Genomic DNA, 14,079 nt, shown 5'->3' on the forward strand with positions numbered 1-14,079 from the left:
TATGAGCTATGCATTTCCGGGCACCTTTCCTGGTCGCCGTATGCGCCGCGTGCGCCGTCATGACTTCAGTCGCCGTCTGGTCGCCGAGAACCAACTGACGGTCAATGACCTGATTTATCCGGTGTTCGTCATGGAAGGCAGCAACCGCCAGGAAGAAGTGGCCTCGATGCCGGGCGTATCGCGCATGACGATCGATCTGCTGGTCAAGGAAGCGGAAACCATCGCCAAACTCGGCGTGCCGGTGATCTCCCTGTTCCCGGTGATTGAACCGGGCTTGAAGTCGCTGCATGCGGAAGAAGCCTATAACCCGGAAGGGCTGGTGCAGCGCACGGTGCGCGCGCTGAAAGACGCTGTGCCTGAGTTGGGCATTCTGACCGACGTAGCGCTCGATCCCTACACCACCCACGGTCAGGACGGGGTGATCGATGAGCAGGGCTACGTGATTAACGACGTGACCAAAGACATTCTGGTGCGCCAGGCGCTGTCTCATGCCGAAGCGGGCGCGGAAATCGTGGCGCCGAGCGACATGATGGACGGCCGTATCGGGGCGATCCGCGATCGTCTGGAACTGCAGGGCCTGGTGAACACCCAGATCATGGCCTACTCCGCCAAGTACGCTTCTTGCTATTACGGTCCATTCCGCGATGCGCTGGGCTCCAGCGGCAACCTGAAAGGCGGCAACAAAAAGACCTATCAGATGGATCCGGCCAACAGCGATGAAGCGCTGCAAGAGATTGCGCAGGATCTGCAGGAAGGCGCGGACATGGTGATGGTGAAACCGGGCATGCCTTACCTGGATGTGGTGCGCCGGGTGAAGGATACCTTCGGCGTGCCGACTTTCGCTTATCAGGTGTCCGGCGAGTACGCCATGCACATGGCGGCGATTCAGAACGGCTGGCTGCAGGAGCAACCTGCGGTGATGGAGTCGTTGATGTGCTTTAAACGTGCCGGCGCCGACGGCGTGCTGACCTACTTCGCCAAGCGTGTCGCCCAATGGCTGCATGAAGAAGCGCTGCGCCGCTAAGCGCGATACCGTAAAAAAGGCGCCTGAGGGCGCCTTTTTGCATTACATTTTCTGGAATTGCCGATTGTCGATGCTTTGACTGACCTGTTTGTTGATCAGGTTGAGCAACAGCATCGAGCGGGCCTCGCCGTCCGGCTCGGTGTAGATCGCCTGCAGCCCTTCGAATACGCCGTCGACGATCAGAACGGTATCACCCGGCTGCGGGGTTTCCGGATCGACGTAGGTCTCGCTGGTGTGCGTGCGCAGCTCATCGATCACCTTGCTCGGGATGACGCTCGGCAGCGCGCCGAAACGCACGAAGTGGCTGACGCCGCGGGTGGCGCTGATGGTGGTGGTGTGAATGCGCTCCGGGTCGAACTCCACAAACAGATAATTGGGAAACAGGGGTTCGCTGACCGCGATGCGCTTGCCACGCACGATTTTTTCCAGCGTGATGATCGGGCTGAGGCAGTTTACCTGCTGCCGCTCCAGATGTTCCTGCGCTCGCAACAGCTGACCGCGTTTGCAATAAAGTAGATACCAGGATTCCATAATTTCACATGCCTTTCTGCCAGCCGGTAAGCATATCAAAAGCTATTCCGGATACATAGTGATGCAAGTTTCAGCATGTAACATCGCCTATCTTTCTGAATCTACGGCTATTAGCGAGGGGTCACACACTTATCGATACGGCGCTGGTATAACAGAGGGCTAAAAATTTGTTACCGTCACAGTATGGCAAGGCGTTGCGCCGCCGGCTGTGACGCTATTCATCGTTTTTGACCGAGGGGAGAAAAATGGAGCTGTTTCTGTTGAGCAACGGCAAGCTGTCTGGCGAAGCCGAGCTGCTGGGGTACGCCAAAAGCCAACTGCTGGCGATGATTGCGCGCCGCGGCATCAAATCCGCCGTCTTTATCCCTTACGCGCTAATCCGTTACGACTACGATCGGCGCGCGCAGGAGCTGGCGCAAACATTGGGCATTGAAGTCACCAGCATTCACCACGCCGCTTCACCGGCGGCGGCGATTGCGCAGGCCGAATGCATTTTGGTCAGCGGCGGCAACACCTGGTTGCTGAACCAGATGCTGCATGAACAAAGCCTGATCGTGCCTATCCAGCGCGCGGTGCGCGAGCGTGAAGTGCCTTACGTCGGCTGGAGCGCAGGTTGCAACGTGGCGACGCCGAGCATTCGCACCACCAATGACATGCCGGTGCGCTGCAGCGTGGTATTGCCGGCGCTGGGGTTGTTCCCGGTGCAGATTAACCCGCATTACATCGATGCGCACATCAGCGGCCACATGGGCGAAACCCGTGACGAGCGTCTGGCTGAGTTCTGCGCGATCAACCCGAGCGAATCGGTCGTGGCGTTGCGTGAAGGCAGTCTGTTGCACGTTGAAGGCAATGCGCTACGTTATTTCAGCGCCAACGGGCAGGGTTTTAAGGTGTTCCGCCACGGCGAAGAGACGCGCGAATATCAGGATACGCGCGCACTGGCTGCGCTGGTGCCGTTCAACTGCGGCTGAGGGCGGCGTTAACAAAATTGCAGCAACAACCTTGAAGAGGGCTTATAATGCCCTCCCCACTGGCCGCTATAATGATCAGCATGAAATACCGTGACTTACGCGATTTCCTCTCGTTGCTGGAGAAGAGAGGGGAACTAAAACGCATCAGCCAGCCGATCGATCCTTACCTGGAAATGACGGAAATTGCCGATCGCACCCTGCGGGCGGGCGGCCCGGCACTGCTGTTTGAAAACCCGAAAGGGTACGACATGCCGGTGCTGTGCAACCTGTTCGGTACCGCCAATCGCGTGGCGATGGGCATGGGGCAGGAAGACATCAGCGCGCTGCGCGAAGTCGGCAAACTGCTGGCTTTCCTCAAAGAGCCGGAGCCGCCGAAAGGTTTCCGCGATCTGTTCGACAAAATACCGAAGTTCAAGCAGGTGCTGAACATGCCGACCAAGGTACTGGGATCCGCGCCTTGTCAGGAGCAGGTATGGCAGGGCGAGGATGTCGATCTGGGCCGCATTCCGGTGATGCACTGCTGGCCGGAAGACGCCGCGCCGCTGATCACCTGGGGGCTGACGGTGACCCGCGGCCCGCATAAGGAACGGCAAAACCTCGGTATCTATCGTCAGCAGGTGCTGGGCAAGAATAAAGTGATTATGCGCTGGCTGTCGCACCGCGGCGGCGCGCTGGATTACCAGGAGTGGTGCCAGGCGCACCCCGGCGAGCGTTTCCCGGTTGCGGTAGCGCTGGGTGCCGATCCCGCCACTATCCTCGGCGCGGTGACGCCGGTGCCGGATACCCTATCTGAATACGCCTTTGCCGGGCTGCTGCGCGGCAATAAAACCGAAGTGGTCAAGTGCCTTTCCAACGATCTGGAAGTGCCCGCCAGCGCTGAAATCGTGCTGGAAGGCTATATCGAGCCGGGTGAAATGGCGCCGGAAGGCCCCTACGGTGACCACACCGGTTACTACAATGAAGTCGACCAGTTCCCGGTATTCACCGTCACGCACATCACCCAGCGTCGCAACGCGATTTACCACTCGACCTACACCGGCCGGCCGCCGGATGAGCCGGCGATCCTGGGCGTGGCGCTGAATGAAGTGTTCGTGCCGATCCTGCAAAAACAGTTCCCGGAAATCGTTGATTTCTATCTGCCGCCGGAAGGGTGCTCGTATCGCCTGGCGGTGGTGACCATGAAAAAACAGTACGCCGGCCACGCGAAACGCGTGATGATGGGCGTCTGGTCGTTCCTGCGGCAGTTTATGTACACCAAATTTGTTATCGTCTGTGACGATGACGTCAATGCGCGCGACTGGAATGACGTGATTTGGGCGATCACCACACGAATGGATCCGGCAAGGGATACGGTTCTGGTGGAGAATACGCCGATCGACTATCTGGACTTCGCCTCGCCGGTTTCCGGACTGGGTTCGAAGATGGGGCTGGACGCCACCAACAAATGGCCGGGTGAAACCGATCGCGAATGGGGCCGTCCGATTCAGATGGATGAAAAGGTACGTGCGCGCGTCGACGAAATCTGGGATGAGCTCGCAATTTTCAGTGACAGGGAACCGACGTTATAGCGTCAGGCCCTGTTCTCAGCTTTGCATTGATGACCCGACAGAGGGAACGCATGACAATATTGAGCTGTAAAGTGACCTCGGTAGAGGCCATTACCGATACGGTTTATCGGGTACGTCTGGTGCCCGAGCAGCCGTTTTCTTTCAAGGCAGGGCAATATCTGATGGTGGTGATGGACGAGCGCGACAAACGTCCGTTCTCGCTGGCATCAACCCCGACGCAGCAAGATTACATCGAGCTGCATATCGGTGCTTCGGAGCTGAATCTGTACGCCATGGCGGTGATGGATCGCATTCTGAAAGAGCAGGCGATCACCGTCGATATGCCGCACGGCGACGCCTGGCTGCGGGAAGAGGGCTGCCGTCCGCTGGTGCTGATCGCCGGCGGCACCGGCTTCTCCTATGCGCGCTCAATCCTGTTGACCGCGTTGGAGCAGCAGCCCGATCGCGACATTTCCATCTACTGGGGCGGGCGTGAGCTGAAGCACCTGTACGATCTGAGCGAGCTGGAAGCGCTGTCGGTGCAACACCCGAACCTGAAGGTGATCCCGGTGGTCGAGCAGCCGGAGGCTGAATGGCGTGGCCGCAGCGGCACCGTGCTCAGCGCGGTGTTGCAGGATTTCGGCACGTTGGCGGAACATGACATCTACATCGCCGGGCGTTTCGAGATGGCGAAAATCGCCCGCGAGCGTTTCTGCGCCGAGCGCGGCGCGCAGGAAGCGCATATGTTTGGCGACGCGTTTTCGTTTATCTGACAGTGGCGATGCGCAGTGAACGGGGTGGCCGAGGGTCGCCCCGTTTTTATTTGGGCGTCGGCAAATTTCAGGCATAAAAAACCCGCCCCTGACAGGCGGGAAGAACGGCAACTAAACTTGGCGGGATGCCGCGATTTGAAGTGGTGACGCGGTCATCCCAAGATAGACACAGCTAAACGCGTTCAAACACGGTGGCGATACCCTGGCCCAGGCCGATGCACATGGTCGCCAGGCCGAACTGCGCGTCGCGACGTTCCATGTTGTTCAACAGGGTGGTCGAGATGCGGGAGCCGGAACAGCCCAGCGGGTGGCCTAGCGCGATGGCGCCGCCGTTCAGGTTAATCTTGTCGTCGATGCTGTCCATCAACCCCAGATCCTTGATGCACGGCAGCGACTGGGCGGCGAACGCTTCGTTCAGCTCGAACAGATCGATGTCCTGCACGCTCAGACCGGCGCGTTTCAACGCCAGCTTGCTGGCCGGCACCGGGCCGTAGCCCATGATGGAAGGATCGCAGCCGACGACCGCCATCGAGCGAATACGGGCGCGGGCTTTCAAACCGAGCGCTTTGGCGCGTGATTCGCTCATCAGCAGCATGGCGGAAGCGCCGTCCGACAGAGCGGAAGAACTGCCGGCGGTGACGGTGCCATTGACCGGATCGAACGCCGGGCGCAGAGCCGACAGGCTTTCGACGGTGGTTTCCGGGCGGATGACTTCATCAAAATCGTAACGGGTCAGCACGCCGTCGGCGTCGTGGCCGTTGGTCGGAATGATCTCGTTTTTAAAGTAACCCGCCAGCGTCGCCGCATGTGCGCGTTGGTGGGAGCGCGCGGCGAACTCATCCTGCATCTGGCGGCTGATGTTGTGCATCTTGGCCAGCATTTCAGCGGTCAGCCCCATCATCCCGGCGGCCTTGGCCACGCTGCGGCTCAGGCCCGGATGGAAATCCACGCCGTGGTTCATCGGCACATGGCCCATGTGTTCCACGCCGCCGATCAGGCTGATGTGCGCGTCGCCAACCATGATGGCGCGCGCCGCGTCGTGCAGCGCCTGCATCGAAGAGCCGCACAGGCGGTTGACGGTCACCGCCGGCACGCGGTGCGGGATCTCGGCCAGCAGCGCGGCGTTGCGGGCGATGTTGAAGCCTTGTTCCAGCGTCTGCTGCACACAGCCCCAGTAAATGTCATCGATCTCGTCGGCGTTCAGCGCCGGGTTGCGGCTTAGCACTTCACGCATCAGATGAGCGGAGAGATCTTCGGCGCGCACCTGGCGGAAGGCGCCGCCCTTGGAGCGGCCCATCGGCGTGCGTACGGCATCAACAATAACTACGTTTTCCATCTTTATGACCTCATGCCGGTTGGCGGGTTGCGACGTCGGACAGCGGTGTCGCCACCGGGTAGTAGCTTTCATTGCGTTCGGCCTTGGCGCGCAGACCGGCCGGCACCTGATACAGGGCACCGAGGTGTGCGTAACGCTGGGCCAGCTCAACGTAGTTGGCGGTGCCGAGCGTATCCAGGTAGCGGAACGCGCCGCCGTGGAACGGAGGGAAACCGATGCCGTAGACCAACGCCATATCGGCTTCGGCCGGGCTGGCGACGATCTTCTCTTCCAGGCAACGCACCACTTCGTTGATCATCGGGATCATCATGCGCGTAACGATCTCTTCGTCGCTGATGGTCTGCCGCGGTTGGCTCACTTCGGCCAGCAGTGCATCGGTCTGCTCGTCGTTGTCCTTGCGCGGCTTACCTTTGTTGTCCTGGCTGTAGCGGTAGAAGCCCAGCTGGTTTTTCTGACCGAAGCGCTGGTTGTCGAACATCACGTCAATGGCGTCGCGATAGTCTTTGCTCATGCGCTCCGGGAAGCCGGCCGCCATTACCGCTTGCGCGTGGTGTGCGGTGTCGATGCCCACCACGTCGAGCAGGTAGGCCGGGCCCATCGGCCAACCGAACTGTTTTTCCATCACTTTATCGATCTGACGGAAGTCGGCGCCGTCGCGCAGCAGCAGGCTGAAGCCGGCGAAGTATGGGAACAGCACGCGGTTGACGAAGAAGCCCGGGCAGTCGTTCACCACGATCGGCGTTTTGCCCATGCGGCCGGCGTAGGCCACCACTTTGGCAATGGTCTCGTCGCTGGTTTGTTCGCCGCGGATGATTTCGACCAGCGGCATACGGTGTACCGGGTTAAAGAAGTGCATGCCGCAGAAGTTTTGCGGACGCTTCAACAATTTTGCCAGATGATTAATCGGAATGGTCGAGGTGTTCGACGCCAGAACGGTGTCTTCGCCGATCAGGTTTTCCACTTCCGACAGCACGGCGGCTTTGACCTTCGGGTTCTCCACGACCGCTTCGACGATCACCTGCGCGCGCTCGATGCCGGCGTAGTCCAGCGTCGGCTGAATGGTCGACAGCACCTGCGCCATTTTCAGGCCATCCAGCTTGCCGCGTTCCAACTGCTTATTGAGCAGCTTGGCCGCTTCGTTCATGCCCAACGTCAGCGATTTGTCGCTGATGTCCTTCATGATCACCGGCACGCCTTTCAACGCCGATTGGTAAGCAATGCCGCCGCCCATGATGCCGGCGCCCAACACCGCCGCCTGTTTCGGCGCGTCCACATTCTTGGCCAGCTTTTTCGCCTGGCCCTTCACGAACTGATCGTTAAGGAAGATGCCGACCAGCGCACGCGCTTCGTTGGAGCGCGCCAACGGCACGAAGCTGGCGGTTTCCAGTTTCAGCGCTTCATCGCGGCCCAGCTTGGCGGCGGCTTCAATGGTTTTCACCGCGGTCATCGGCGCCGGGTAATGTTTGCCGGCGGTCTGCAGCACCATGCCTTTGGCGGTGGTGAAGCTCATTGCTGCCTCGATCGGGCTGAGCTTCAGCGGCTCCAGCTTCGGTTGACGCGCGGCGCGCCAGTTCAGCTTGCCGTCGATCGCCTGTTGCAGCATGTTGAGCGCGGCTTCGGCCAGTTTTTCCGGCGCCACTACCGCATCGACCAGGCCGACTTTCAACGCGTCTTTGGCGCTGACGTCTTTGCCGGCGGCGATGATTTCCAGCGCGCTGTCGTTACCCAGCAGGCGCGGCAGGCGGACGGAGCCGCCGAAGCCCGGCATGATGCCCAATTTGGTTTCAGGCAGGCCGATGCGCGCGTCCGGTGAGGCGACGCGGAAATCGGTCGCCAAAATGCATTCGCAACCGCCGCCGAGCGCATAGCCGTTAATGGCAGAAATGGTCGGCACCGGCAAATCTTCCAGCCGGTTAAAGACGTTGTTGGCGAATACCAGCCACTCTTGCAGCTTTTCAGCCGGCGCGGCGAACAGAGAAAGGAATTCGGTGATATCGGCGCCGACGATAAATGCGGCTTTGGTGGAGCGCAGCAGCAGCCCCTTGAGCTCTGGCTGGTTTTCCAGCACGGTGAGCGCTTCGCCCAGGCTGGCGACGGTGCGGGTGTCCAGCTTGTTGACCGAGCCCGGTGCGTTGAACACCAGCTCGGCGATGCCGTTATCGAGCCAGTGCAGTTGTAATGTTTCGCCTTGGTAGAGCATGTCTATCTCCTGAATCAGCGTATGATCTGGTATGACCAGATGAAGAGGAGTGTGGTTTTTATGTTAACAATATGCAAATGAGAGATTGCATTTTTGCTGGTCGGATCACATGTTGCCAAGTTAGTTTTTTGATTTGAAACGAAGTTATATTTTATGTGCTATCGGCATTTGCCGGAGCTTGTCGGCCTTCATACACTTGCTCGCAGCGAATGATCATTCAGACGAGGTTACGCATGACTAAGGCAGCTTGTGTTAAACGCAGCGGCTTATGGAGCATTCCCGCCAGAACCATGACGCTGGCGTGTCTGTTGGTGTTTATGGCGCAAATGGCGACGACCGTGTACTTGCCTTCGTTGCCGACGGTGATGCGGGAGCTGGCGATGAGCCGGCGCGCCACCGAGCTGTCCATTTCAATCTTCGTCATCGGCGCCGCCTTGCCGGTGCTGTTTTGGGGCGCGGCCGCCGATCGCTTTGGCCGCCGCGCGCCCCTGACGCTGTCTTTATTTCTTTTCATTGGCTGCAGCGGGCTGTTGGCGCTGTGCAGCAACGGCGCCCAATTGCTGACGCTGCGTGCGCTGCAGGGCGTGGGTGCCGGCGGTGCGGCGATCATCGCGCGCATCATCGTGCGGGATAACTGGAGCGGGGACGAACTGGCGCGGCGTCTGTCGGTGCTCTCCATCGCCTTTATCACCGCGCTGGGCGGCGGTCAGTTTATCGGCGGCCTGCTGAGCCAATATGCGCACTGGCAGATGGGCTTCGTCCTGATGGGCGCCACCGGTTTGATCATTCTGGCGCTGATGGTGACGCTGCCGCTGGAGGCGGGACGGGCAGGGGGCGTGCGCCCGGCGATGGCGGCAACCTACTTTGCCATCCTGCGGCGGCCTGGGTTCTTTTGGCCGGCCTGTGTCGGCGGGCTGGGGTTTGCCACCACGGTGACACTGCAGGAAGTGAGTCCGTTCGTGATGCAGCAGGAGTTTGGTCTCAACGTCACGGCGTTCGGCGCCCTGGGACTGGTGATCGGCGTCGCCTACTTCAGCGGGGCGTTGACGGTGAACCGTACGGTGGCGCGTCTCGGCGGGATAAAACTGATGCAGGCCGGCAGCGGCATCGTGGCGCTGGCGACGGCGGCGATCCTGCTGTTGTGGTGGAGCGGCGTCCTGGCCGGCCTTTCCGGCATGGCGCTGTTCATCGCGCTGTATTGCCTGACCATTTTTGGCCAGGCGGTGCTGTTTCCCAACAGCATGGCGATGGCCGTCAGCGATGCCAAAGAGTACGGCGCTTATGCGATGGCGCTGTGTGGCTTTCTGCAGCAGTGTCTGGCAGGCGTCGCCGCGGCCGGCGCGGTGTTGTTGGAACACCATGGCCTGTGGGCGCTGGCGATAGCGCTGCTCGGTTTGGGCGGCTGGTTAATGGTTAAGCTGCGGATGTAACGGCATTTGCAGGGAATTGCGAGCTGCTCCGCAGGCCCAACGCGATGAGGTTGGTGCCTCGGAGCGCTGTGTTAAGATGGCTTCTTTCGTGCTAAGGCATAAGGGTACTGTGATGGAAACGCTGGCTTCTTTGTATAACGACCACCTGGCAGAACTGCAAAAACGCGCGCGTGAAGTGCTGGAACGCAACAAGTTGGATGCGCTGCTGATTCACTCCGGGGAACTGCAAAAGGTATTTTTGGACGACCATAGCTACCCGTTCAAAGTGAACGCGCATTTCAAAGCCTGGGTGCCGGTGACATCGGTGCCGAACTGCTGGTTGTGGATAGATGGCGTCAACAAGCCGAAGCTGTGGTTCTACTCCCCGGTTGACTACTGGCACAGCGTAGAGCCGCTGCCGAACAGTTTCTGGACCAAGTCCCTCGAATTGATGCCGCTGGCCAACGCCGATGCGATCGCGCAGCAGCTGCCGCCGCAGCGTGAGCGCGTCGGCTATATCGGTTATGCCCAACAGCGCGCCCGCGATCTCGGCATTCCTGCGGAAAACATCAACCCGAAAGCGGTGCTGAACTACCTGGATTTCCACCGTTCGATTAAAACCGGCTATGAGCTGGCCTGCATGCGCGAAGCGCAGAAGACGGCGGTAACCGGCCATCGTGCCGCGCATGAGGCCTTCCTCTCCGGCATGAGCGAGTTCGACATCAATCTGGCCTACCTGACGGCTACCGGCCACCGCGATACCGATGTGCCTTACGACAACATCGTGGCGTTGAACGAGCACGCTTCGGTGCTGCACTACACCAAGCTGGATCATCAGCCGCCGGCCGAGTCCCTGAGTTTTCTGATCGACGCCGGCGCGGAATATAACGGCTACGCCGCCGATCTGACGCGTACCTATGCGGCGCAAAGCGGCAGCGAGTTCGCTCATCTGGTGAAAGATCTCAATAGTGAACAGCTGGCGCTGATCGACACCATTAAAACCGGCGTGCGTTACACCGACTATCATGTGCAGATGCACCAGCGCATCGCCAAGCTGCTCAAGAATCACAAACTGGTGAATGGCCTCAGCGAAGAGGCGATGGTCGAAACGGGGATCACCACGCCGTTCCTGCCGCACGGGTTGGGCCATCCGTTGGGCCTGCAGGTGCACGACGCCGCCGGTTTTATGCAGGATGAGCAAGGCACCCATCTGGCGGCGCCGTCCAAGTACCCGTTCCTGCGTTGCACCCGCGTGTTGCAGCCGGGCATGGTGTTGACCATCGAACCGGGTCTGTACTTCATCGAGTCTCTGTTGGCGCCGTGGCGCAGCGGCGAGTTCAAGCAGCACTTCGCCTGGGATCGCATCGATGCGCTGAAACCGTATGGCGGTATTCGCATCGAAGACAACATCGTGATCCATGAAAAGCGCATCGAGAACATGACGCGCGATCTGAACCTGGCTTGATGCGGCCGTACCCGATACCGGCGGAAGCAACCTGCTTTACCGAAGAGATAAAGAAGAGCCGTTTCATCACCCTGCTGGCGCCGACCGGCGGGGTGGAGGCGGCAAAGGCGTTTATTCAGCAGGTGCGGGATGAGCACCCGGCGGCGCGGCACCACTGTTGGGCTTTCGTCGCCGGTAGCCCCGATGATTCGCAGCAGCTGGGGTTCTCCGACGATGGAGAACCGTCGGGTACCGCCGGCAAACCTATCCTCGCGCAGCTGATAGGCAGCGGTATCGGTGAAGTGACCGCCGTAGTCGTTCGGTACTACGGCGGTGTCAAGCTGGGCACCGGCGGACTGGTGAAAGCTTATGGCAACGGTGTTCAACAGGCATTGAAGCAGCTGGCGCTGGTGCAAAAGGTGCCCGAAGCCGAATATATCTTGCAGTGCGACTATGCGCAGTTGGCGCTGGTGGAGAACTTGTTGCAGCAAACCGCAGGTCGGATCCTGCAGGGCGAATACGGCGTCGCCGTCGTGCTGCATTTGGCGCTGCCGGCGACTGAGGTCGAGCTGTTTGGGAATAAATTGCGTGATCTCAGTCGCGGTAATTTGCAATTAACCCCCATTTCGCAATAATTCCTCCCAATTGAATTGCTAAGGATCGTGCTGAAATGCATTTTCGCGCCATAACCCGTATCGTTGGTCTGCTGGTCATCTTGTTCTCTGGGACGATGTTTATTCCCGGCCTGGTGGCATTGATTTATCGCGATGGGGCGGGGCGAGCGTTCAGCCAAACGTTCTTCGTGGCGTTGACCATCGGGCTGATGCTGTGGTGGCCGAACCGTAAGCAGAAACACGAGCTGAAGCCGCGTGAAGGTTTCCTGATCGTTGTGCTGTTCTGGACCGTGCTGGGCAGCGTGGGGGCATTGCCGTTCCTGTTTTCGGAACGTCCTAATTTGTCGCTGACCGACGCCTTCTTTGAATCCTTCTCGGGATTGACGACTACCGGCGCAACGACGCTGGTGGGGCTGGACTCGTTGCCTAAGGCCATCCTGTTCTATCGCCAAATGCTGCAATGGATGGGTGGGATGGGGATCATCGTGTTGGCGGTGGCGATACTGCCGATACTCGGCGTCGGGGGCATGCAGCTGTATCGGGCGGAAATGCCCGGGCCGCTGAAAGATAACAAGATGCGTCCGCGTATTGCCGAAACCGCCAAAACCCTGTGGCTAATCTATGTGTTGCTGACCGTCGCCTGTGCGCTGGCGCTCTGGGGGGCCGGGATGTCGGTATTCGACGCCATCGGCCACAGTTTCTCGACCATCGCCATTGGCGGGTTTTCTACCCACGATGCCAGTATCGGTTATTACGCCAGCCCGACCATCAACACCATCATTGCCGTGTTCCTGCTGATTTCCGGCTGTAACTACGGTCTGCACTTCGCTTTGCTAAGCGGCCGCAGTCTGAAGGTCTATGGGCGCGATCCTGAATTCCGCATGTTTATCTTCGTTCAACTGACGCTGGTGGTGGTGTGCACGTTGGTGCTCTGGGGACATGGCGTCTATAAGAGCGGTATGGAAACGCTCAATCAGGCGTTCTTCCAGGTGGTATCGATGGCGACCACGGCCGGTTTTACGACCGACAGCATCGCCAAGTGGCCGCTGTTCCTGCCGATGCTGTTGCTGTGTTCGGCATTCATCGGCGGTTGCGCCGGTTCGACCGGCGGCGGCCTGAAGGTGATCCGTATTCTGCTGTTGTACCTGCAGGGCTCGCGCGAATTGAAAAGGCTGGTGCACCCCAACGCGGTCTATACCATCAAATTGGGCAATCGCGCACTGCCGGAACGTATTCTGGAAGCGGTGTGGGGATTCTTCTCCGCCTATGCACTGGTGTTTATCGTCAGCATGCTGGCGATCATTGCGACCGGCGTTGATGATTTCTCCGCGTTTGCCGCAGTGACGGCAACGCTGAATAACCTTGGTCCTGGTCTGGGCGTGGTGGCGGACAACTTCACCACGATGCCAGCGGCGGCCAAGTGGATCCTGGTGGTGACGATGCTGTTCGGGCGCCTGGAAGTGTTTACATTGCTGGTGCTGTTCACGCCAACCTTCTGGCGTGAGTGAGCCTGTTATAAGGAGTACGCCATGAAGGCATTGATACTTTATTCGAGCCGTGACGGGCAAACACGTGCTATCGCTTCTTATATAGCAAGCAAATTGCAGGATACGCTGCGCTGTGAGGTGATCGATCTGCTGCAGGCGGAACCGATCGACCTTAGCCAGTATCAGCAGGTGATAATCGGCGCTTCTATTCGCTACGGGCACTTTAACCCGGCGCTGGATAAATTCGTTAAACGTCATGCCGAGCAGTTGAATCGGATGCCGAGCGCATTCTTTGCCGTCAACCTGACCGCGCGCAAACCGGAAAAGCGTTCGCCGCAAACCAACGCCTATACCCGTAAGTTCCTGTTGGCGTCGCCGTGGCAGCCAAAACAGTGCGCGGTATTTGCCGGGGCGTTGCGTTATCCACGTTATCGCTGGTTCGATCGCATCATGATTCAATTTATTATGCGTATGACCGGTGGAGAAACGGATACCAGTAAGGAGGTTGAGTACACAGATTGGCAGCAAGTCGATCGTTTCGCCCAGGAATTTAGCCAGATTCAGTACGAAAAGTGACGAAAATGCGGGTTTGGCCAGCGTTTTGCCGAAAAAATCCGCGCTTGAAAAGTTTTTTGCATTTAGGGGTTGCGGCCCGCCGAGAACTCCCTATAATGCGCCTCCACTGACCGGGAACAACGACTGACAAGCCGCCGGGTCAGCGAGAGGAAAGCGAAATAAACGCT

12 protein-coding genes are annotated in these 14,079 nt (G+C 59.2%); 9 read left to right on the forward strand and 3 right to left on the reverse strand.

The features are described 5' to 3' along the window. Position 1: 1 nt before the first annotated feature. A complete protein-coding gene (hemB, locus tag IMX17_RS18250; RefSeq protein WP_042783470.1) occupies positions 2 to 1,024 on the forward strand; it encodes a porphobilinogen synthase in 1,023 nt (340 codons plus the stop codon). A gap of 42 nt (positions 1,025 to 1,066) precedes the next feature. Here the strand turns inward: hemB and rfaH are convergent, their stop codons facing one another. Then, on the reverse strand, positions 1,067 to 1,555 hold the full coding sequence (gene rfaH, locus IMX17_RS18255) for a transcription/translation regulatory transformer protein RfaH (RefSeq protein ID WP_033644965.1): 489 nt from the start codon (positions 1,553 to 1,555) through the stop codon (positions 1,067 to 1,069). 245 nt (positions 1,556 to 1,800) lie between these two features. On the opposite strand from rfaH, the gene pepE reads away from it, so the two are divergent. Genes pepE through fre form a run of 3 tightly spaced genes read left to right on the forward strand, consistent with a single transcriptional unit; the run spans position 1,801 to position 4,846 of the window. Further along, positions 1,801 to 2,526 (forward strand): dipeptidase PepE, encoded by a 726-nt coding sequence (pepE, locus tag IMX17_RS18260; RefSeq protein WP_033644964.1) that lies wholly within the window; start codon positions 1,801 to 1,803, stop codon positions 2,524 to 2,526. A 47-nt stretch (positions 2,527 to 2,573) separates the two neighbouring features. Further along, on the forward strand, positions 2,574 to 4,094 hold the full coding sequence (gene ubiD / locus IMX17_RS18265; RefSeq protein ID WP_193550066.1) for a 4-hydroxy-3-polyprenylbenzoate decarboxylase: 1,521 nt from the start codon (positions 2,574 to 2,576) through the stop codon (positions 4,092 to 4,094). A 50-nt stretch (positions 4,095 to 4,144) separates the two neighbouring features. Then, positions 4,145 to 4,846, forward strand: a complete 702-nt coding sequence (gene fre / locus IMX17_RS18270; protein WP_069100519.1) for an NAD(P)H-flavin reductase — start codon at positions 4,145 to 4,147, stop codon at positions 4,844 to 4,846. 172 nt (positions 4,847 to 5,018) lie between these two features. On the opposite strand, the gene fadA is transcribed toward fre, so the two are convergent. Both fadA and fadB read right to left on the reverse strand, forming a co-directional pair. Continuing rightward, positions 5,019 to 6,182 carry an acetyl-CoA C-acyltransferase FadA gene (gene fadA, locus IMX17_RS18275; RefSeq protein ID WP_033644961.1) on the reverse strand — a complete coding sequence of 388 codons (1,164 nt, stop codon included), beginning with the start codon at positions 6,180 to 6,182 and terminating at the stop codon, positions 5,019 to 5,021. Between the two features lie 10 nt (positions 6,183 to 6,192). Further along, on the reverse strand, positions 6,193 to 8,382 hold the full coding sequence (gene fadB / locus IMX17_RS18280) for a fatty acid oxidation complex subunit alpha FadB (RefSeq protein WP_193550067.1): 2,190 nt from the start codon (positions 8,380 to 8,382) through the stop codon (positions 6,193 to 6,195). Between the two features lie 233 nt (positions 8,383 to 8,615). Between fadB and IMX17_RS18285 the strand changes: the two genes are divergently transcribed. The 5 genes from IMX17_RS18285 (at position 8,616) to hemG (ending at position 13,912) form a co-directional block, all read left to right on the forward strand. Further along, positions 8,616 to 9,812: an MFS transporter gene (locus IMX17_RS18285; RefSeq protein WP_182265667.1), complete on the forward strand. Its 1,197-nt coding sequence runs from the start codon at positions 8,616 to 8,618 to the stop codon at positions 9,810 to 9,812. Positions 9,813 to 9,924: 112 nt separating this feature from the next. Continuing rightward, positions 9,925 to 11,256, forward strand: coding sequence for a Xaa-Pro dipeptidase (gene pepQ / locus IMX17_RS18290; RefSeq protein WP_046898871.1), 1,332 nt, complete (start codon positions 9,925 to 9,927; stop codon positions 11,254 to 11,256). Further along, the gene (locus tag IMX17_RS18295; protein WP_182265668.1) at positions 11,256 to 11,870 is read left to right on the forward strand and encodes an IMPACT family protein; all 615 of its coding nucleotides are present in this window, start codon (positions 11,256 to 11,258) and stop codon (positions 11,868 to 11,870) included. The genes pepQ and IMX17_RS18295 overlap by 1 nt, the downstream gene beginning before the upstream one ends. Before the next feature lie 35 nt (positions 11,871 to 11,905). Then, positions 11,906 to 13,357 (forward strand): Trk system potassium transporter TrkH, encoded by a 1,452-nt coding sequence (gene trkH / locus IMX17_RS18300; protein WP_004934492.1) that lies wholly within the window; start codon positions 11,906 to 11,908, stop codon positions 13,355 to 13,357. A 21-nt stretch (positions 13,358 to 13,378) separates the two neighbouring features. Further along, complete coding sequence (gene hemG / locus IMX17_RS18305) at positions 13,379 to 13,912, forward strand: menaquinone-dependent protoporphyrinogen IX dehydrogenase (protein WP_182265669.1); 534 nt, start codon at positions 13,379 to 13,381, stop codon at positions 13,910 to 13,912. Positions 13,913 to 14,079: the final 167 nt, after the last annotated feature.

Source organism: Serratia sp. X3 (assembly GCF_014982455.1).
GTDB lineage: Bacteria > Pseudomonadota > Gammaproteobacteria > Enterobacterales > Enterobacteriaceae > Serratia > Serratia ureilytica.